This window comes from Halosubterraneus shenae, assembly GCF_050510935.1.
Taxonomy (GTDB): Archaea; Halobacteriota; Halobacteria; order Halobacteriales; family Haloferacaceae; genus JBDGPU01.
Genome location: NZ_JBNLVO010000005.1, coordinates 291807 through 311999 on the forward strand (window position 1 = coordinate 291807; position 20193 = coordinate 311999).

General features: G+C 68.1%; 14 protein-coding genes and 1 tRNA gene. 11 read left to right on the forward strand and 4 right to left on the reverse strand.

What is annotated here, in order from left to right:
* The first annotated feature begins 231 nt into the window (after nt 1-231).
* Genes ACQE3M_RS12985 through ACQE3M_RS12995 form a run of 3 tightly spaced genes read left to right on the forward strand, consistent with a single transcriptional unit; the run spans nt 232 to nt 4191 of the window.
* Nucleotides 232-1827, forward strand: coding sequence for an ABC transporter ATP-binding protein (locus ACQE3M_RS12985; RefSeq protein ID WP_430506050.1), 1596 nt, complete (start codon nt 232-234; stop codon nt 1825-1827).
* The gene (locus ACQE3M_RS12990; protein ID WP_430506051.1) at nt 1824-3164 is read left to right on the forward strand and encodes an ABC transporter permease; all 1341 of its coding nucleotides are present in this window, start codon (nt 1824-1826) and stop codon (nt 3162-3164) included. The genes ACQE3M_RS12985 and ACQE3M_RS12990 overlap by 4 nt, the downstream gene beginning before the upstream one ends.
* A complete protein-coding gene (locus ACQE3M_RS12995; RefSeq protein WP_430506052.1) occupies nt 3157-4191 on the forward strand; it encodes an ABC transporter permease in 1035 nt (344 codons plus the stop codon). Before ACQE3M_RS12990 ends, ACQE3M_RS12995 begins: the two co-directional genes overlap by 8 nt.
* Nucleotides 4192-4230: 39 nt before the next feature.
* Here ACQE3M_RS12995 and ACQE3M_RS13000 read toward each other — a convergent pair whose 3' ends face one another.
* Nucleotides 4231-5511 carry an amidohydrolase gene (locus ACQE3M_RS13000; RefSeq protein WP_430506053.1) on the reverse strand — a complete coding sequence of 427 codons (1281 nt, stop codon included), beginning with the start codon at nt 5509-5511 and terminating at the stop codon, nt 4231-4233.
* A gap of 84 nt (nt 5512-5595) precedes the next feature.
* Nucleotides 5596-5928 (reverse strand): 30S ribosomal protein S10, encoded by a 333-nt coding sequence (locus tag ACQE3M_RS13005; protein ID WP_430506054.1) that lies wholly within the window; start codon nt 5926-5928, stop codon nt 5596-5598.
* 245 nt (nt 5929-6173) lie between these two features.
* Between ACQE3M_RS13005 and ACQE3M_RS13010 the strand changes: the two genes are divergently transcribed.
* A complete protein-coding gene (locus ACQE3M_RS13010) occupies nt 6174-6620 on the forward strand; it encodes a bis(5'-nucleosyl)-tetraphosphatase (RefSeq protein WP_430506055.1) in 447 nt (148 codons plus the stop codon).
* 1110 nt (nt 6621-7730) lie between these two features.
* A complete protein-coding gene (locus ACQE3M_RS13015) occupies nt 7731-8771 on the forward strand; it encodes a DUF5787 family protein (RefSeq protein WP_430506056.1) in 1041 nt (346 codons plus the stop codon).
* Nucleotides 8772-8832: 61 nt separating this feature from the next.
* Here the strand turns inward: ACQE3M_RS13015 and ACQE3M_RS13020 are convergent, their stop codons facing one another.
* On the reverse strand, nt 8833-11952 hold the full coding sequence (locus tag ACQE3M_RS13020; RefSeq protein ID WP_430506057.1) for an FAD-binding and (Fe-S)-binding domain-containing protein: 3120 nt from the start codon (nt 11950-11952) through the stop codon (nt 8833-8835).
* Nucleotides 11953-12237: 285 nt separating this feature from the next.
* Between ACQE3M_RS13020 and ACQE3M_RS13025 the strand changes: the two genes are divergently transcribed.
* From ACQE3M_RS13025 to ACQE3M_RS13040, 4 genes are all read left to right on the forward strand, one after another.
* The gene (locus tag ACQE3M_RS13025; RefSeq protein WP_430506058.1) at nt 12238-13974 is read left to right on the forward strand and encodes an L-lactate permease; all 1737 of its coding nucleotides are present in this window, start codon (nt 12238-12240) and stop codon (nt 13972-13974) included.
* A gap of 206 nt (nt 13975-14180) precedes the next feature.
* Entirely contained in the window at nt 14181-14687 is a 507-nt protein-coding gene (locus ACQE3M_RS13030) for a LutC/YkgG family protein (protein ID WP_430506059.1), read from the forward strand.
* Entirely contained in the window at nt 14684-16912 is a 2229-nt protein-coding gene (locus ACQE3M_RS13035) for an LUD domain-containing protein (protein ID WP_430506060.1), read from the forward strand. Before ACQE3M_RS13030 ends, ACQE3M_RS13035 begins: the two co-directional genes overlap by 4 nt.
* A 194-nt stretch (nt 16913-17106) precedes the next feature.
* Nucleotides 17107-17400 (forward strand): PRC-barrel domain-containing protein, encoded by a 294-nt coding sequence (locus ACQE3M_RS13040; protein WP_430506061.1) that lies wholly within the window; start codon nt 17107-17109, stop codon nt 17398-17400.
* A 113-nt stretch (nt 17401-17513) separates the two neighbouring features.
* On the opposite strand, the gene ACQE3M_RS13045 is transcribed toward ACQE3M_RS13040, so the two are convergent.
* Nucleotides 17514-18977, reverse strand: coding sequence for a DHH family phosphoesterase (locus ACQE3M_RS13045; RefSeq protein ID WP_430506062.1), 1464 nt, complete (start codon nt 18975-18977; stop codon nt 17514-17516).
* A gap of 172 nt (nt 18978-19149) precedes the next feature.
* Between ACQE3M_RS13045 and ACQE3M_RS13050 the strand changes: the two genes are divergently transcribed.
* Nucleotides 19150-19223: transfer RNA gene (locus ACQE3M_RS13050), tRNA-Lys, on the forward strand.
* 252 nt (nt 19224-19475) lie between these two features.
* Nucleotides 19476-20066 (forward strand): DUF998 domain-containing protein, encoded by a 591-nt coding sequence (locus ACQE3M_RS13055; RefSeq protein WP_430506063.1) that lies wholly within the window; start codon nt 19476-19478, stop codon nt 20064-20066.
* The last annotated feature ends 127 nt before the right edge of the window (nt 20067-20193 follow it).

Here is a 20193-nt window from a genome sequence, read left to right on the forward strand (position 1 = left end):
AGCGACCTTTTATACCAACCCGAGAACGCCCGCCTCGGCGACGGGCCCGGTGGCCACGTCAGCGGGGTCCCGGGACGCGGTGACTCATTCCGCCGGTGCCCGCGACGTCGACGCCGTCAGTTCAGGGGTTCCCGTCAGTTCCCTGAGACTGCGACGAGTAGCCGTACCACGGACCGAGACGACGGTTCAGGATCCGCGCGTTTATCCGATAGGCGGCGGAGATTCAGACAAATGTCCCCCGCGGTCAACATGGACGGAATTACGAAGCGGTTTCCCGGGGTAGTCGCCAACGACGAGGTCGACCTCGTCGTCGAGGAGGGGAGCGTCCACGCGCTCCTCGGGGAGAACGGGGCGGGGAAAACGACGCTGATGAACGTTCTCTACGGGCTCTACCAGCCCACCGAGGGGACGGTCCACATCGACGGCGAGCCGCAATCGTTCGACTCGCCGCGGGACGCCATCGACGCCGGCATCGGGATGATCCACCAGCACTTCATGCTGGTCGACCCGATGACCGTCTGGGAGAACGTCGTCCTCGGCAACGAGCCGACGAAGTGGGGCGGCCTCCGCGTCGACGAGGCGGCCGCGCGCGACGCGGTCCACGAACTCAGCGACCGGTACGGGTTCGCCGTCGACCCGGACGACACCATCGGCGAGGTCTCGGTCGGGATCCAGCAGCGCGTGGAGATCTTAAAAACGCTCTACCGCGGCGCCGACGTCCTCATTCTCGACGAGCCGACGGCCGTCCTGACGCCACAGGAGGTCGAGGACCTCTACGACGTCTTCGAGGAACTCACCGACCAGGGGAAGACGATCATCTTCATCACGCACAAGCTCGGCGAGGCGCTCGAGGCCGCCGACGACGTGACCGTCCTCCGCGACGGGAAGAACGTCGGCACGGTCGACACCGACGACGTGACCCGCGAGGACCTCGCCGAGATGATGGTCGGCCGCGAGGTGCTGATGGAGCCGGCCACGTCGGACCGGGCGCCGGGCGAGACGGTTCTCGACGTCGACGGCGTTTCCGCCACCGACGAGCGTGGGGTCGAGGCCGTCACCGACGTCTCCTTCGGCGTCCGGGAGGGCGAGATCGTCGGCATCGCGGGCGTCGACGGCAACGGCCAGTCGGAGCTCGTCGAGGCCATCACCGGCCTCCGCGAGGCGACCGGCGGCACGGTTCGGTTCCTCGGCGACGACCTCGCCGGCGTAAGCCGCCGCGAGCGCATCGACCGCGGGATGGCCTACGTCCCCGAGGACCGCCAGGCGCGCGGCGTCGTCCTTCCCTACGACCTGACGCAGAACGGGATTCTCGGGAGCCAACACGACGAGGCGTTCGGCGACGGCGGCCGCATCGACTGGGACGCCGCCGAGGCCCACGCTGAAGGAATCATCGACGAGTACGACGTCCGGCCGGCCGACCGGGAGGTGCCGGCGGAGGACCTCTCGGGCGGGAACCAGCAGAAGTTCATCGTCGGGCGCGAGTTCCAGCGGAACCCGGACCTCGTCGTCGCGACCCATCCGACGCGGGGCGTCGACATCGGCTCGACGGAGTTCATCCACGACCGGCTCCTCGATCTGCGCGAGCAGGGGACCGCGATCCTGCTCGTCTCCTCGAAACTCGACGAGGTGCAGGGGCTCTCGGACCGCCTCGCCGTGATGCACGAGGGCTCGTTCTCCGGGGTCGTCGACCCGGGGACCGTCACGGAGGAGCAGCTCGGCCTCCTGATGGCGGGCGAATCGATCGACGACAGCGCCGTCGAAACGGCCTCGCTGGGTGACGGCAGCGGGCCGGACGTCGCCGCCGGGACCTCCGGAGGTGCCCAATGAGCCGCCTCGGGCCCATCGCCAGGTCGATCAAGGAGTTCTTGCGCGAGTTCGTCGATCTGTCCGCGGCCGAGCGGCTGCTGATCAGCGTCGTCGCCGTCGCCCTCTCCGTCGTCGTCGGCTTCTTCATCATCCTGGCGACCGGGCGAATGGCGACGTGCGAGACGGCGGCCTGGACGATGCCGTTCACGGGGATCGGCTTCTGTTACGACCCGTTCCAGGTGTACGCGGTGCTGTTCAACGGCGCGCTCGGCTACCCCTTCCTCATCGGCGAGGGCGCGCCGTACGTGCTGCCCACGTGGATGCCGATCAACCTCCAGCTCGGGCTCGACCCTGCCTGGACCCTGTTCAACCTCTCGCTCGGGCTCACGCTCTCGGAGACGACGCTGCTGATCTTCACGGGGCTGTCCGTCGCCGTCGCGTTCCGTGCCGGGCTGTTCAACATCGGGACGCAGGGCCAGCTCGTCATCGGCGCGCTGCTGACCGCGCTGGTCGTCGTCGGGGCGGCGCCGTACCTCCCCGAGGGGCTCGTCGGCGGCGCGGTCCTCATCACGCTCGGCGTCCTCGCGGGCGCCGTCGGCGGCGGGCTCTGGGGGGCCATTCCCGGCGCGCTGAAGGCCTACGCCGACGCCAACGAGGTGATCACGACGATCATGCTGAACTTCATCGCGGCGAACATCGCCTACGTCCTCGTGCTCGAGGTGTTCCGCGCTCCGGGCAGCTCCGTGGTCGCGACGAAGTACGCCCCCGAGTACGCCCAGCTCGACCCGTGGTTCTTCCCGGGAACGAGCGGGTTCGCGGAGCTCGCGCTCCTCATCGCGCTCGCGTTCGTCGCCGGGCTCTACGTGCTCGTCGAGCACACGCCGTTCGGCTTCGACCTCCGGACGAGCGGGATCCAGCCGATGGCGGCCGAGTACGGCGGCGTCGACGCCAAGCGCACCACGGTCAGCGCGATGACGCTCTCCGGCGCCCTCGGCGGCGTCGGCGGCGCAGTCTGGGTGCTGATGAAGGAGGGGCGCTGGCTCGAATCCATCCCCGCGCTGGGCTTCGACGGGATCACCGTCTCGATCCTCGCGGGCAACAACCCCCTCGGGATCGTCCCGGCCGCGCTGCTGTTCGGGGTCCTGAAAGGGGGCGCCCTCGAGATCGGCTTCCAGACGGACGTCCCCACGGAGCTGGTGGGCGTCCTCCGCGGGATGATCATCCTCTTCGTCGCCATGCCGGAGTTCTTCCGGCAGTTCGGCCGCTATCTCGGGCTCGACGAGGATCCGGTCGCCGAGTCGACCGACGGCGAGTCGGACGAGACGGCCGCGACCGACGGAGGTGAGACCGATGGGTAAGATCCCCCTCCTCGACGAGGTCATCGAATCGGCGTACGTCCGCAAGCTGGTCGGGGGGACGGTCGGTATCCTGGCGCTGCTCGCCGTCGCCGGCGCCGTCTTCCCGGAGACCATCGTCGGCGACCTCGCGGACATCGTGTTCGCCGGCGGGACCCTGACGTCGACCGCGCGCACCGCGGCGCCCATCGTGCTCGCCGCGCTCGGCGGCATCTTCGCGGAGAAGTCCGGCGTCATCAACATCGGGCTGGAGGGGCTGCTGATCATCTCGGCGTTCGTCTCGGTCCACGTCGCCACGGTGGTCGGCGGCGGCAACGCGGTCCTCGGGCTCCCCGCGCTGTGGGTCGGGTTCCTGGCCGGCATCGTCGCGTCGACCGCGCTCGCGGGCGTCTTCGGCGTCGTCTGCATCGAGTTCAAGGCGGACCAGATCATCGCCGGGCTGGCCGTCTGGCTCATCGCCTTGGGGCTCGCACCGTTCCTCTCGACCGTCTTCTACGGCGGCGTCAACAGTCCGGCGCTCAGCGCCAACCTCGGCTGGCAGTTCTCGGCGCTGTTGATCGCGGTGGGAACGGTCGCCTCGTGGTGGACGCTGAACCACACGTCGTTCGGCAAGCACCTGCAGGCGGCCGGCGAGAACCCGAAGGCGCTCGACACGGTCGGCGTCTCGGTCTCGCGGGTGCGCCACGCCGGCGTGTTGCTCTCGGGCTTCCTCTCGGGGATCGGCGGCAGCACCCTCGCGCTGACCGTCGGCCAGTTCGTCGGCTCGGGCCAGACGATGGTCCAGGGGAAGGGGTTCATCGCCATCGTCGCGTACCTCTTCGGCAACTACAACCCGATCGGCGCGCTGGGAGCCGGCGTCCTGTTCGCCGGCCTGGAAGCGGTCCAGCTCCGCCTCCAGCAGCTCGGCTACGCCGTGCCCGACACGCTGGTGCAGACGATCCCGTACGTCGTCGTCATCGTCGTGCTCGCGCTGGTCGGGCGCACGCAGCTCCCGGAAGCGGCCGGCGAGCACTACGAGACGGAAGAATAGCGGCGATATTCGGCGAAAACGCTCGCTCGTTTCCCTCTTTTACGGCTGCTCCGCGGCGACCTGCTCGATGGCGTTCGCCAGCACGTCGATGCCGACCTGCAGGTCGTCCTCGACCACGTCGAACGCGGGCGTGTGGTGGCCGTCAGGGTGGTCGGTGCCGACGCCGACGTAGGCCGCCTCGCCGCCCTGCTCCTGCACCTTCTTCATCAGGAACGTCGCGTCCTCGCTCCCGCCGAGCTCGTCGCGCTCGACGACGTTGGTGACGCCCGACACCTCGCCGGCGACGTCGCCGACGACGTCGACGAGGGGCTGGTCGCTCGTCGCACTGGGGGCCTCGCCCTCCAGCGAGACGTCGACGTCGACGGAGTGCATGTCCGCGGCCGAGTCGAGGACGTTCTCCGCCTCCTCGTACATGTACTCCGCGAGGTCGGTCGTCTTCCCGCGGACCTCGCCCTCGATGTACGACTCCTCGGGAATGATGTTCGTCGCCGTGCCGCCGCCGACGAGGCCCGCGTTGACGCGCGTCGGGCCGTCGGAGTGGCGCGGGATGGCGTAGAGGTTCTGTATCGCCGTCGCCATCGCCTGCACGGTGTTGTTGCCGGCCTCGGGGCGCGCGCCGGCGTGGGCCGAGTCGCCCTCGAACTCCGCGAGGAAGTGCCGGACCGCGAGGAAGCCGTCGATGCCGCAGACGACCTCGCCGGAGGGGTGGTCGAGGCCGATGTGGGTTGCGTAGAGATAGTCGACGTCGTCGAGGTGGCCCGACTCGGCCATCGGCTTGCCGCCCGAGACGACCTCCTCGCTCGGCTGGAAGAACACCTTCAGCGTGCCCTGGAAGTCGCTGTCGAGGACGGCGTCGACGACGCCGAGGCCGATGGTCGCGTGCGCGTCGTGGCCACAGGCGTGCATGTAGCCCTCGTTCTCGGAGCGGAAGCCGCCCTCGGCGGGCGTGTGGCCGTCCTCCTCGCTCTCGAGGATCGGGAGCGCGTCGACGTCGACGCGGAGGCCGACGACCGGGCCGTCGCCCTGCTCGACGACGGCGACGGCGCCGGTGTAGCCACCCTCGGTCTTTTCGAGGACCTCGGGGTCCGCACCCGCGGCCTCGGCGCGCGCGTGCCACTCGGCGAGTTCGTCGTCGTCCGGGACGTTCATCCGGAGGTCCTCGGCCAACGCGTCGCGGCCGACGTGGATCTCGTCGACGTCGCGGTCGCGCAGCTCCTCGACGATGCGGGAGGTGGTGTAGAACTCACACCAGGCGGGTTCCGGATGCTGGTGGAGATCGCGGCGGAACGCTCGGTAGGGATCGGACTGTTGGGTGCTCACGTTCGCACCTATCGCCGCGCGGGCTTAAATGGCCGAGAGCCGGCAGCCCGTCGCGCCGCTCGAAAAGGTGGTCGGTCGAACCGCTCAGTCGCGCTTGTGCCCGAGGGGCTTCTTGCGGTCGATCTCGACCTCGATGTGGATCGAATCCGGGAACTCCTGGCTCGTCACTTCGCGGGCGATCTCGTCGGCACCGTGAATCTCCATCTCGCGGGTGTACACCGAGTACTCCCACGGCGAGAACTTGTCGCCGGGCTGGAGTTGCTTGTACTGCGGGGCACGGATCGTCTGCGCGGGCGAGGAGTGGGGGCCTTTACACTCCGCACCCTTGCGTTCGACTGTCGACACCAGGTCGGAGACCGTGTCCTCGAGGACGGCTCGGTCGCCCGACTGGAGCGAGAGTTTGGTTACAAACGTCATGAGCTGGGAAGTTGAACGTGAATTCGTCCCCAACCCCTAAAAGCGCACCTACCGGCCGGGACGCGTGTGAACCGGCCACATTGACCGGCGTGGTCGGCGGCGAGTCGCTCGACCGCGGCGATGACACAAACGTGACAGTCCAGGGAACACGCAGTAGCCGCGTGAAATTCGGCCATATGGGATTTCGCGGTCCCTAACCCCGCGGTCCGACACCCTCTTTACACGTCATCTCGTATTATTTGTCAATGACGGTTGAAGCGACGAGTGCTGGAGCCATTCTCTTCCGCGACACCCGCGGCGAACGGGAGTATTTGCTCCTGAAGAGCCGACCGGGGGACTGGGAGTTCCCGAAAGGCGGGGTCGAAGGGGAGGAGGAGCTGCAGCAGACCGCGATCAGAGAAGTCGAAGAGGAAGCCGGTATCTCGGAGTTCAGACTCATCGACGGGTTCCGGCGCGAGTACGACTACGTGTTCGAGGCGAACGGCAAGACGATCCACAAGACCGTTCACCTGTTCATCGCCCACTCGTTCGAGGCGAGCGCGGAGCTCTCGAAGGAGCACCGCGACCTCCAGTGGCGCGACTACGACCAGGCAATCAACACGATCACCCAGGACGGCCCCCGCGAGATCCTCGAGGAAGCCCACGAGTACCTCGACGATCTGAAAGCCGAAGCCGACGACGGCTACGTTTAACGGGCGTTTCGGGCTTTTTCGGTGTCCTATTTCGACTGCGTAGCTGCTTCTTTCGTGAGTTCCGTGTTCGCTGGGTGAGGTTGGCGAGAGGGGATTTGGCGGGCGGTTACTTATAAATGAGACCGGTTACGGTCGCCAGCGACACCACTCAGCATGCCCAGAAAGCCCCAACCACTGAGCGGTCGCACTTATAAACAGGATCGGCTATCGTCGTCAGCAACACCACTCAGCACACCCAGAAAGCCCCAGCCGCTGAGCGGTCGCGCTGCTCGCTGCGCTCCGCACCCGGCTTGCTCCCTCACTTCGTTCGGTCGCTCGCCGGGATTGCGGTGCTAGCTTCGCAGGGCGTCCCGCTCAGCGGCTGCCCCTTTCAGTCCCGCCCAGGAGTGGTTGCCTGGCGTCGCTCGCGGCGGCTGCTCGACGTTCGCGGTGCCGGGCGGTTGGCGCGCGCGAGCAACGCGTGCGAGGGAGGGCGGGGCGCGCCGCGCCGTGCGTTGCGGTGCCGGCGCGCCACGGCCGAGGCTGGGGAGGGCTGAGGGATTGTGGTTGCTGGGCGGTCGCGGTGCTGTCGCGGGTGCGGTCCTGGCGGACTGAAAGGGCGTGTGCCGGTCGCGCCGAAGGGGAGTCGCTGCACCGACCCCTATCCACGCCGGGCGGTGTCTTCGTGAACGCAGTGAACGAAGGCCAGAAAGTCGCAGCCCGGCAGCCCGCTACTGCAGGCAGCCCGGAACGTCTTCCGAGGCGGAGAGGCGTGGATATGTCGTGCAGCGACCGCGAGCGGCCGAGGGCTTTCTGGGTGTTTGCGGTGCTGGCAAGCGTAGCAGCGTCTCCACCTGTGCATCCAGTTTATAAGCAAGAGCGGCCGAGGGCTTTCAGGGACTCTGCGGTGCTGTCGAGCGTGAAACCGTATCATCTGTCCAAACCCGGGAATGGGAAGCAGTAGGGGGTTTTCTAGACGCCGTTCAGAGTAATTCCACCTATTAATTTAAATATGGCTTATAAAGACCATCAGATATCTTCCCATCGATCTCCAGCACCACCTCCATCACACGAGGTAGATCGGAAGAATACGAGCGAACAATTTTCTAACCCCCATTCAAAACCCCAGTCGTGGTTCCGGATTCGGAGTTCGGCTACGAACTGCTGACTTGCCGCTGGGCGGAGCTGGCCTGGCCCCCCGACGAGCCCGGCCGCAAGCCGGTCGTCGTCTCCCGGCAGCTGGGCACGCAGGAGCGGCGCTGGGACACCGTCGTCCTCGAGGTCGACGCCGACGCGCTCGCGCAACGCCAGGAGTTCGGCGACCGCGAGATCGATTCGGACCTCCTCCACGTCGTCCGCAACGCGCCGGCCGAGTGGGAGTGGTACCAGGACGCCCTGCCGTACCCCGGCTACCCCTGGCGCTACGTCCGGGCGGCAGTCCACCGCGCCGGCGGTCGCGGGGTCATCGACAAGCGGAAGCGCGACGGCCGGATCGAGCTCCGTCGGCAGCGGCCGTACCCGGACTGGGTCGAGCGCGTCGTCGCCATCGAGAACAAGCCGGATCTCACCGCGAGCGCGGCGGACGCGCTGGCCGACCAGCTCGAACACGACGTCGACGCCGCGCTGGCCGACGAGGTCTGGCTCGCGACCTCGGCGACGGACGACCGCGTCGAGCCCGCGTTGCTTCGGGAAATGCCCGTCGAGGCCGGCATCCTCGTGACGGACTTCTCGGAGGGCGTCCACGCCGACGCGGCCGAGGTCAAGTGGCTCCCGAGCGACCTCTCGCGGACCGAGCGCACCGAGGATCAGCGCACGCGACGCCTCGAGCTCGCGGAGCGCGCCTACGGCAAGGGCTGGCGCTCGTATCACGACACCATGCGGCCGGACTGCCGGTCGTTCCAGCTGGACCGCGCCGGCGACGCGCTCGTGCCGTACTGCACGGCAAAGCAAAAGTGCCCGACTGCGCGCGAGTGCGCCGGATCCTGCTCCCGCTACGGCCCCGAGCCGCCGCAGTGGCGGACGAACGGCTGGCCCATCGAAGGCGGTCCCGGGAAGGGCATCCAGCGATTGCTCGACCGGCGTCGCGAGCGGGCTCGCGAGCGAACGCAGGCGCGCGAGGAACGGGAGGACGGGCGACCGGACCTGAGCGGCGAGTCACGCGCCGGCGACTGAACAGCGAGTCACGCGCCGGCGACTGATCCCCTCGTCCTTTTAAATAGAAACGGTGCCCGAGCTACTCCAGCGCCTCGGCGACCTTCTCCATCGGGTGCGGCGGCTCGCTGGCGCCCTCGCGGTGCTCCAGCTGTGAGCGACAGGACGCGCCGGGCGCGACCACGGTTTCCCCGTCGCTCTCGTCGACCTTGTCGTACAGCAGCTGGCCGATGGCCTCGCTCATGGAGAGGTGTTCCTCCTCGTAGCCGAACGAGCCGGCCATCCCACAGCAGGTCGTGTCGAGCGGGTCGACGCCGTAGCCGGCGCGGCGGAGGACGCCCACCGCGTGGTGGTCCTTCGCCGTCGCCTTCTGGTGGCAGTGGCCGTGGTAGGTGAGCTGCTCGTCCGGGGCCGACAGCGGGAGCTCGTCGTCGAGCCGGAGGACGTCGAGGTACTCCAGCGCGCCGTAGGTCGACTCGGCGACGGCGGCGACGTGGTCGTCCGCAACCGACGAGACGTCCCCGCCAAGGACGTCGTGGTAGTCGGACTGGAGCATGACGGCGTCCGAGGGCTCGACCACGACGACGTCCCAGCCGTCGCGGACCGCAGGAGAGAGCTCCTCGACGACGTCGGTCGCCGTCTCCCGGGCCTGGTCGAGGAAGCCCTTCGAGTGCGCCGGGCGGCCGCTGCCGGGCACGTCCGGGATCGCGACGTGGCAACCCGCGGCCTCCAGCACGCGGACCGCGGCTTTCCCCGCCTGCGGGCGACTGTAGTTCGTGAACGCGTCCGGGAACAGCAGGACCTTCCGGTCGGCGTCGGCCTCGGGGATAGCGGCGCCGCCGCGGGCGTCGAACCAGTCCTCGAGGCTCTCCGAGCGGAAGGTCGGGAGCTTTCGCTCCGCGGTGATCCCGACCGTTTTCTCCATCAGTTTGCGGGCGCCGGGCAGCTTCGGGAGCTTGTTCGACAGCGGCGCGAGCTTCGATCCCCAGGCCGAGAGCGTCTCGACGTTCGCGAAGACCCGGTCCCGGAGGCTCGGACCGTGCTCCTCGTGGCGCGCGTGGGCGACCTCGGTCTTCAGCTTCGCCATGTCGACCTCGCTCGGGCAGTCCATCTTGCAGCCCTTGCAGCCGACACAGAGGTCGAGGACCTCCTCCGCGAACTCGTCTTCCGTCGGGTCGTCCGGGACGTCGCCGGACATCGCCCCGCGGAGCATGTTCGCCCGCCCGCGGGTCGACTGGATCTCCTCCTCGGCGGCGCGGAAGGTCGGGCACATGACGCCGCCGGTCGTCTCCTGCGGGCCGCGACAGCCGCCACAGCCGTGACAGAGCTCGACCATCCCCTGCATGCCGTTCTCGTTGGGCCAGTTCAGGGACGTGTCGATGGCGGTCTCGAACTCGTAGTCCGGCGAGAACCGGAGGTTCTCGGTCATGTCGATGTCCCCGCAGACTTGCCCCGGATTCAGGAGCCAGTCGGGGTCGAAGGCGGTCTTGAGCGCGCGGAAGGCGGTCCACAGCTCCTCGCCGTACAGCTTCCGGTTCCACTGGGTCCGCGCGCGACCGTCGCCGTGCTCGCCGGAGATGGACCCGCCGAGGCTGACGACGAGGTCCGAGACCTCGTCGGCGATGCTCGCCATCTGCTCGACCCCCTCGACCATCTTCGTGTTGATGAGCGGGCGGATGTGGAGCACGCCGGGGCCCGCGTGCGCGTAGAAGGACGCGAACGTGTCGTGGTCATCGAGGATGCGCTGGAACTCGCGGCTGTACTCGGGAAGGTGTTCCGGCGGGATGGCGCAGTCCTCGATGAAGGAGAGGTGCTTCGCATCGCTCGTCCGGCCGAGCAGGATCGGTAGACCGGACTTGCGCATCTTCCAGAACTTCTCGCGCGTCTCGGCGTCGTGGGCCTCCATCGCGGTCAGCGCGCGGACGGGGTCGTCGGTCACGTCGGCGGCGTCGTCCGAAGGCGTCGCCACCGTCGACGCGTCGGGGACGCGGTCCGCGATGAGGTCGGCGACGAGCTGGCGGCCCTGTTCGTCGCTGTCGGCGTAGAACTCGATGAGCAGGACCGAGTCCGTCCCCTCCGGGAGCATCCCGACCACGTCCGCGAATTCCGAGGTGTCGCGGGCGAGGTCCAGGAGGACGTCGTCCATCACCTCGACGGCGGCCGGGTCGTGTTCGAGCACTGCGGAGACGTCCTCCATCGCGCTCTGGAGGTCCTCGTAGGTGAGCAGCGCCACGGCCTTCGTCTCGGGGATCGGCTCCAGCGACACCGTCGCCTCGGTAACGACCCCGAGCGTCCCCTCGCTGCCGGCGAGCAGGCGCGCGAGGTTGACGACGCCCTCCTCCCCGTACTCGCCGCGATACTCCGCGAGCAGGCGGTCGAGGTTGTAGCCGGAGACGTTTCGCTTGAGCTCCGGGTAGCGGTCGTCGATGTCGTCGGCCGCGTCGTCGAGGATCCGGACGACCTCGGCCGCGATGCGGGCCTCCAGGTCGACCTCGCCGGGGAAGGCCTCAGGTGCGTCCGACTCCGCCCCGGCGGCGGCCACCGCGGGGTCGACGCGCTCGACGCCCGCCGCACGCTCGCGGAGGTCCTCGACCGCGACCTCGCCGAGCGTTGTCACAGTGCCGTCGGCCAGCACGACCTCTACTTCCTCGACGTAGTGGTCGGTCTTCCCGTAGACGAGCGAGTGCGCGCCCGTCGAGTTGTTACCGATGGCGCCGGCGACGGCGCTTTTGTCCCGCCAGGCCGGATCGGGGGCGAACTTCAGGCCGTGCGGTTCCAGTTCGGCGTTGAGGTCGCCGATGTAGGCGCCGGCGTCGACCGTCGCCCGCTCGGCGTCGGGGTCGACCTCGTCGATGCCGTCCATGTAGCGGGTGAAGTCGAGGACAACGGCCTCGTTGACCGTCTGGCCCGCCAGCGACGTGCCACCGCCCCGCGGGAGGACGGGGATCCCTTCCTCGGCGCAGTAGGAAACCACGTTGGCGACGTCGCGGGTCGACCGCGGGAGGACGACGCCGATGGGCGTCACCTCGTAGGCCGACGCGTCGGTCGCGTATAGCTCTCGCGAGTAGCTGTCGAACCGCACGTCGCCGTCGACGCGCGATTCGAGGGCTGCGGCCAGGTCGGGTCGTTCGACGTCCTCGCTCTGATAGTCGAAATTCCCCGCGGTGGTGGGGTCGGGAGCGGCATCACGATGCGAAGCCATTTGCCTGAAACTCGATCCGTATCCCCAAAAGCACCCGGTACGCGGCGATATCACGAGCTGATATCCGCATTCGGAAAAAATCCGGTGGAGAGCCGCCAGCGGATTGGATCGTGGTGGATAGTTAGGGATCTACGGACGTCGAAATACGAAAACCTTGCGTCGCCGTGTAATTTTTGCTCAAACATGGTTAATTATGATAGTAGATCGCTGTGCTGGTGGTGTGTTACGAAGCGCCACACACACTGCGGTCGAATCGAGTTGTCAGTCAACTGCGGGTGAGAACGAATGAGTGTCGCGGAGATCGTGATGGCGGTCCTCCCGCTGCTGACCATCGCCTATCTGATGGTGGCGCGGTACTGGCCGGCGACGCGAGCCATGCCAATTGCGTGGGGCGTCGCCGTCGCCATCGGCTTCGCCGGCTGGGGGATGTCGTCCACCTGGATCGCCGCCGCGACGATATCCGGCTTCATCACGGCGCTGAATATCCTGTTCATCGTCTTCGGCGCCGTGCTACTACTGTACACGCTCAAGCAGACGAGCGCCTTCGACGCGATCAACGCCGGCTTCGCGTCGATCAGTAACGATCGTCGCGTGCAGGTCGTCCTCCTGGTCTTCCTGATGGGTTCGTTCATCGAGGGCGCGGCCGGCTTCGGGACGCCCGCCGCGGTCGTCGGGCCGCTGCTGGTCGGGCTCGGCTTCCCGCCGCTCGCGGCCGTCGTGGTGGCACTGACCGGGAACCTGATGGCGATCACCTTCGGCGCGGTCGGGACGCCGCTTGTCATCGGCCTCCAGGACGTCTTCCAGGAGTCCGAGACGATCACCAGCGACCTCGCCGGCACCGGCATGAACGTCACCGAGTGGGTCGGAGAGATCGCAGTGTTCGCGGCGACGTACCACGGCATCGTCGGCGTCGCGCTCCCGTTCATCGGCGTCGCGATGATGACGCGCTTCTTCGGTGAGGAGCGTTCGATCAAGCCCGCGCTCGAGGCGCTGCCGCTCTGCCTGTTCGCCTGGGCCGCCTTCACCGTTCCCTACTGGCTTACGGCGTACTTCCTGGGCCCGGTCTTCCCGGGGCTCCTCGGGTCGATGGTCGGCCTCGCGCTCACTGTCGGCGTGTTGAAGCTCGGCTACCTCCACCCCGACGAGGAGTGGGACTTCGGTCCGCGCGACAGCTGGCCCGAACACTGGGTCGGCGACATCGAGCCCGGCGAATCCGGCGTCGGCACGGGCGTCGGTTCCGGCTCGGATTCGGGCGCGACCGTCACCGCTGACGGCGGCGTCGCCCAGCGGATGGGAATCTGGAAGGCGTGGACGCCGTACATCGGTCTCGCTGCGCTGCTCGTCATGACTCGGACGATCGGCCCGCTCACGTCGTTCCTGCAGTCGACGTTAGTCCTCTCGTGGAAGGACATTCTCGGCACCGGGCTCAGTGGGGAGTTCGCCTTCCTCTACCTGCCCGGCGCCGTGTTCCTCGCGATCCACCTCGTCACCATCCCGCTGCACGGGATGAATGGCGAGCAGGTGAAGGACGCCTGGGTCGAGACGGGGAAGAAGGTCGCGCCCGCGACGGTCGCCTTGCTGTTCGCTGTCGGCACGGTCCAGATCATGATCCAGTCCGGCACCGCGACCGGTGGCCAGAGCATGCTGCAGATCCTCTCGGAGGCGACGGCAGATACCGCGGGTGGGGTCTACCCCTTCTTCGCGGCGCTAGTCGGCGCCTTCGGCGCGTTCCTGGCGGGATCGAACACGGTCAGTGACATCCTGTTCGGCACGTTCCAGTACGGCGTCGCCACCGAGCTCGGCGTCTCCCGAACCGTCCTCGTCGCCGCGCAGGCGGTCGGGGGCGCGATCGGGAACCTCATCGCCGTCCACAACGTCGTCGCGGCGCTGGCCGTCGTCGGCCTCGTCGGCGAGGAGGGACGCGTCATCCGGTACGAGCTGATCCCGCTGGCGTACTACGCAACGTTCACGGGACTGCTCGCGCTGCTCTTCTCGTACGTGACGTTCACCGGCGTCTTCTAGGCGGTCCGACGCCGGTCGCACTTTCGACGCGGTGCGGTCCGATTCTTTTGCGGCGAGGTGATCCAGACGAGCCTCCAGAACGGGGTAGTACCGGCCCCAGGGGCCCGGAGCTATCGATGGATCCCGTCGGTTCCGGTCGCAATGCCGGTTTCGCCAACGTCGCCGCCTGGCAAAGGCACATAAAGCCTCGACCGTACTCATCACTCATGACAGGATCATCGACCTCGGCGTTCGTCGACGCGCTCGACGAGCTCGACGTGTCGCTCTCGCGGACGACGCCCGAGAGCTGCGCCGACGCGGTCGCCGACGCCCTCGCGGGCGAGGCGGTCGGCGTCCCGCTCCACCACGACCTCGACCTCCCGGAGGAGGTCCACACTGACCCCACGAACGGCGACCTGGAATCGGCCGAAACCGGCGTGACGCCGGCCACGTTCGGCATCGCCGAGACGGGCAGCATCTATCTGAAGGCGGATCACCCGGGGACGGAGCCGATCAGCCTCTATCCGTACCGGCACGTCGCCGTCCTGCGCGAGGCCGACCTCGTCCCGGACGTTCCGGCCGCGGTCGACCGCGTCGGCCCGGAACTGCGTGACGGGAACTCGGGGATCATCGCTACGGGACCCAGCGCGACCGCCGACATGGGCGCGCTCGTCGTCGGCGCCCACGGCCCGGGCGAGGTCCACGTCGTCCTCGTCGAGGAGGCGAACGCATGAGCCGATCCGACCGTCAGCAGCGCGCCGCGGAGCTCCGGAAGACGATGGCGGAGGACGGCGACGCCATCGCCCACCACGCGCGGGACCACAACCAGGGTCGGAAGGACGCCGTCGCCGACCTGCCGGAGTACGAGGACCTGAAGAGCCGGGCCCGAGCGAAGAAGGAGGAGGCCATCGAGCGCCTGCCGGAGCTGATCGACCAGTTGCGCGAGAGCGTCGAGGCCAACGGCGGCCACCTGTACGTCGCCGACGACGCCGCCGACGCGAACGACTACATCACGAACGTCGTCGACGAGGGCGAGTCCGTCGTCAAGTCGAAGTCGATGACGACGGAGGAGCTCGACGTCAACGAGGCGCTCGAGGCAGCCGGGTCGGAGGCGATCGAGACGGACCTGGGCGAGTGGGTGGTCCAGCTCGCCGAGGACAAGCCGTCCCACCTTATCGCGCCGGCGATCCACGAGTCGCAGGACGAGATCCGGGAGCTGCTCTACGAGACGTTCGACCCAGACGAGGAGCTCGACACCGCGGAGAAGCTCACCCAGTTCGCTCGCAAGAAGCTCTGGAAGCAGATCCGCGAGGCCGACGTGGGGATGACGGGCGCGAACTTCATCGTCGCGGAGTCCGGGTCGATCATGCTCGTCACCAACGAGGGGAACGCCCGCAAGGTGGCGGTGACGCCGGACACGCACATCGCCGTCGCGGGCGTCGAGAAGATCCTGCCGACCGTCGACGACCTCGAACCGTTCATGCAGCTGCTCGGGCGCTCCGGGACGGGCCAGGACCTGACGGTGTACACCTCGCTGCTGACGCCGCCGGTCGAGAGCCCCGTGCCGGACTTCTCCGCGCCGGACCAGCCGCTCGTTGACGCCGACGCCGGCGAGGACCCCGACCGCGAGTTCCACATGGTGCTCGTCGACAACGGCCGGCTCGCGATGCGCGAGGACGAGCACTTAAAGGAGACACTGTACTGCGTGCGCTGTGGCGCCTGCGCGAACTCCTGTGGCAACTTCCAGAGCGTCGGCGGCCACGAGTTCGGCGGCGAGACGTACACCGGCGGCATCGCCGGCGGCTGGGAGGCCGGCATCGAGGGCCTCGACGTCGCCGACGACTTCAACGACCTCTGTACGGGCTGCTCGCGCTGCAAGCCAGCCTGCCCCGTCGAGATCGACATCCCGTGGATCAACACCGTCGTCCGCGACCGGATCAACCGGAAGAAGGCCGACGAGAGCGACGTCGACTTCCTGCCGGACGGGCTCGTGCCGGACGAGGAACCCGACGGCCTCGACGTCACGAAGCGGCTCGTCGGCAACTTCGAGACGCTGGCGAAGCTCGGGCACAAGACGGCGCCCGTCGCCAACCGCGTCCAGAACACGGGCCCGGTCCGGGCGGCGCTCGAACGCGTCGCCGGCATCGACCGCCGACGCGACCTCCCGGACTTCGCGAACGAGAGCCTCGTCGAGTGGTTCGAGAACCGGGGCGGCGCGCAGGTCGACCGCGAGGACGCCGCCCGCGAGGCGATCCTCTACGCGGACACGAACACGAACTACGTAAACCCCGAGCGCGGGAAGGCCGCGGTTCGCGCGCTCGAGGCCCTCGACGTCCACGTCGAGGTCCCGGACCTGCCGGGCAGTGGTCGCCCGCCGCTCTCGCAGGGGATGATCGACACCGCCGAGCGGAAGGCACACGACCTCTACGGCGCGCTGGCCGAGCAGCTGGACGCCGACCGCGACGTCGTCGTCGTCGAGCCGAGCGACCTCGCGATGTTCCGCGACGAGTACGACAAGTTCCTCGAGCCCGCTGCCTTCGAGCGCCTCTCCGAGTCGAGCTACGACGTGATGGAGTACCTGTTCGGCCTGCTGGAGAACGGCGGAAGCGACGACGAACTCGTGGGCGCTGGCGAGGCCGGGCGCGACGCGGAGCTCGCCTTCCACGCGCACTGCCAGGCACGCACGATCGAGATCGACCAGTACACGACCGAGGTGTTCGACCGCCTCGGCTACGACGTGTTGACCTCGGACACCGAGTGTTGCGGCATGGCCGGCTCCTTCGGGTACAAACAGGAGTACTACGAGCTGAGCGTCGACGTGGGCGAGCCCCTCGTCGAGCAGTTCGGCGACACCGACCGGACGCTCGTCGCACAGGGCACGTCCTGCTCCGAGCAGCTGGACGCGCTGCTCGGCCGGTCCACCCGGCACCCGGTCGAGGTCGTCGCGCCGCCGAAGTGAGCGACGGCCCGAGGTGAACGGGCGAGTTTCTAGCTAGTTCGATGGGCTCCCGGCTCGCCGGACAGGTTATCCGGTCGATCGGCTCGACCACCGAGTCATTCGACCCGATTTTCGGCGTCGAGACCGGGGATCGCTGTCAGACACACGTCGTCCGACACTGAACGCTTAATAGGCGGGCTTGCAAGTGATGTGGTATGGACACGACGCCTGAGGAGATCACGAGCCTCGTTGGTCGCGAGGTCTACTCGAGCAACGGGGTGTTCGTCGGGGAAGTCGAGGACGTGCGACTCGACCTCGACGCGGAAAGCGTGACCGGGCTCGCGCTCTCGGAACTGAACGGGGAACTGTTCCGGGGACGCGTCGCGCCCGGCGAGGGGGCCATCGTGCCCTACCGCTGGGTCCGCGCCGTCGGTGACGTGATCCTCGTCAACGACGTCATCGAGCGGCTGGAGACTGGCGAGGAAGAAGCCGAAGAAGCGGCGGTGTAGCGGCGACCCCTTTTGCGTTGCTGCCGGTCGCGTAGCGACCAGCGAAGGTACCTGTCAGGAGCGGGAGAGCCTGTCAGGAGGGAGAATGAGCCTGTCAGGAGCGGGAGGGCCGGTCAGGACCCGTTGGAGCTCTCGCTGGAGCCCTCGACGCCCATCGCCTCGAACAGCTTCTTGCGAACTGCCTCCTCGGTGAGCTGGAGGAGCGTGTCGCGGTTCTCCTCGCTCGTCTCGATACCCGTGAAGATGCCGAGCGGGATCTCGACGGAGCCCTGCGTGGAGTGGCCCGCAGCGTCGCCCATCTCGTCGAACGCCTCCTGCAGGACGTTTCCGATGTTGATCCGGATGTCCTTCGAACGCGCGGAGAGGTAGATCTTCTCGTCGGCGATCCCGAGGACGGCCGTCGTCGTGATCCCCTCGAGGTTGAGGAGGTGCTGGGCCGCCTGCGCGAGCGCCTCGCGGTCGCGGATGAAGCCCGCGGTCGAGAAGAGGTGGCTCCCCTGCACCTCGCGGTTCTGGATGGCCTCCGCGAGGACGTCAAGCGTCTCGGGGGACATCGACGGCGACTCCACCTGTTCGAGCGTGTCGTGGTTCGCGAACGGGTGGAGGTACGCGGCGGCGGTGAGGTCCGCGGGCGTCGTGTCGCGCTTGAAGTCGAGTGTCTCCGCGCGGATGCCGTACAGGAGCGCGGTGGCGACCGCCTCGGACGGCGAGATGTCGAACTCCTGGAGGTACTTCGTCAGGATCGTCGACGTCGAGGAGACGTTCGTCCGGACGTCGACGAAGCGGGCCTCGACCTCCGTCTCGGCCTCGAAGTGGTCGATGTAGATGTCGATGTCGGCGTCGAACTCGACCTCCGGCTGCCCGGATTTCGCGTGGTCGACGAGCGCGACGGTGTCGTACGACTCGAGCGGCCCGGCCTCCTCCAGCGAGACGAGGTCGATACCGAGCAGGTTGACGAATGCGCGGTTCTCCTGGTGGCCCACGTCGCCCGTGTAGACGATGTCGGCCTCGGTGTCGTACGCGCCGGCGATCGCCTGGAGCGCGCTCGCGGACGCGATGGAGTCCGGGTCGGGGTTGTCGTGAGTAAGGATACCCAGTTTGCCGTCGGTTTCCCGGAGGATGTCGGCCAGCTGGCGCGACTTGTACTCCAGCTCGCCGGTTTCCAGCGAGCGGAGCGCGGAGTCGGCGATGACCGTGGAGGGGTTGATGACGACGTCGGCGCCGAGGTCCCGCAGCTCGTCCTCGCTGACGGGGTCGGAGGCGCGGACGACGACGTAGTGGTCGCCGCCCCGCTCGCGGATCGCCTCGACGGCGTCCTTGTTCGCCTCGACGTCGGACGCGAGGATGAGGATGATGTCGCGGTCGGCGACGACGTCGGCGACGTCGGGGTCCGCGATGTCCTGTACCTGCGCGTTGAGGTCCTGGTCCCGGAGCGCTTCGACGCGACTCTCGTCGCGGTCCAGGATGAGGACGTCTTTGCCTCGCTCCGTCAGATCTTCCGCGACAGCGTGCCCCACGCTCCCACACCCAAGGATCGCATATCGCGTTCGAGAAGACCCACTCGCCCCAGTACTCATAGCTACCCGATTTCCGCACGGCCGACACTTAACAGCCCTGCTTGGGCCTGTTCCTGGCTAGCTTCCGTGAACGCCGACGAACGCGGGTCGTCCCCGGCCCGTGTGCGCCTTTTTGACGCGGGCGCACCCGAAGGGAAACGCCTTTACTACTCACCGCGATACGTGAGAGTGAGGGCCGGTAGCTCAGTCAGGGAGAGCGACGGACTCTTAATCCGTCGGTCGGGGGTTCAACTCCCTCCCGGCCCGTGCAGTAAACCGCCGAGCGACAGCTCGGCGGTGCGGGAACCGGCAGGGAGGAGTTGAACCCGGGAAGACGCAGCCCGCGCAACGGAGTGAGCAGGAACGTCTTCGCTCGGTTCAACTCCCTCCCGGCCCGTTTTCTGCCGCGAGCAACGTCGCGAGCGGCGGCTTTGGGTACGGACCAGTCGCCTCGAAGCCGAGTAATCTCCCTCGGATCCACCCATACGTATTCAAGCCCGCCCCGGCATTAGTACGCCGATGGACCGCATCCGAGACCGGACCCTCGCTGGCGTCTCGTTCGTCGCGGTTGGCGTGATCCTGCTCCTCGGCTTCGTCACCGCGGAATCGCAGTTCCCCGGGTACAGCACGTCGACGCAGACGATCAGCGCGCTCGGGTCGGCCCGGGGAACGCCGGCGTCGCGAGCCGTGTTCAACGGCGCGATGGTCCTGAGTGGCGGGGTGACGCTGGTCGCCGCCTACGGTCTCCACGGCGTCTACGGGCGACGAGGACTCACAGCACTCGTGGCGGTAACCGGCCTCGGTGGGCTGGTTGGCGTCGGCGTCTTTCCAGCCGAGACCGGTCTCCCGCACTTCCTCGCCGCGGTGATCGCCTTCGGGGGGATCGGGGTGTCGGCGCTCGTCGTCGCGGCGACGGTCCGCGGACCGTTCCGGTACCTGTCCGCCGGGCTGGGCGTCCTCGAACTGCTCGCGTTCGTGGCCTTCGTGACGATCGGCGAAGCGACGCCGCTCGGTATCGGCGGCCTCGAGCGCTGGGTGGCGTACCTGGGGATCGCCTGGGCGACGGCGTTCGGTGGGTTTCTGCTCCCCCGGGACACGACGGCTACCTGAATTCGCTTTTTAAAAGACCTCACCGACGGCCGGTGGCACAGGCGTTCGACTGGGCGTGCCGCTCGCCGCCGCGCCTCACGAGTCCGGAATCGCCGCCCCACAATCCGGGCACTCGTCGTCCGCGGTC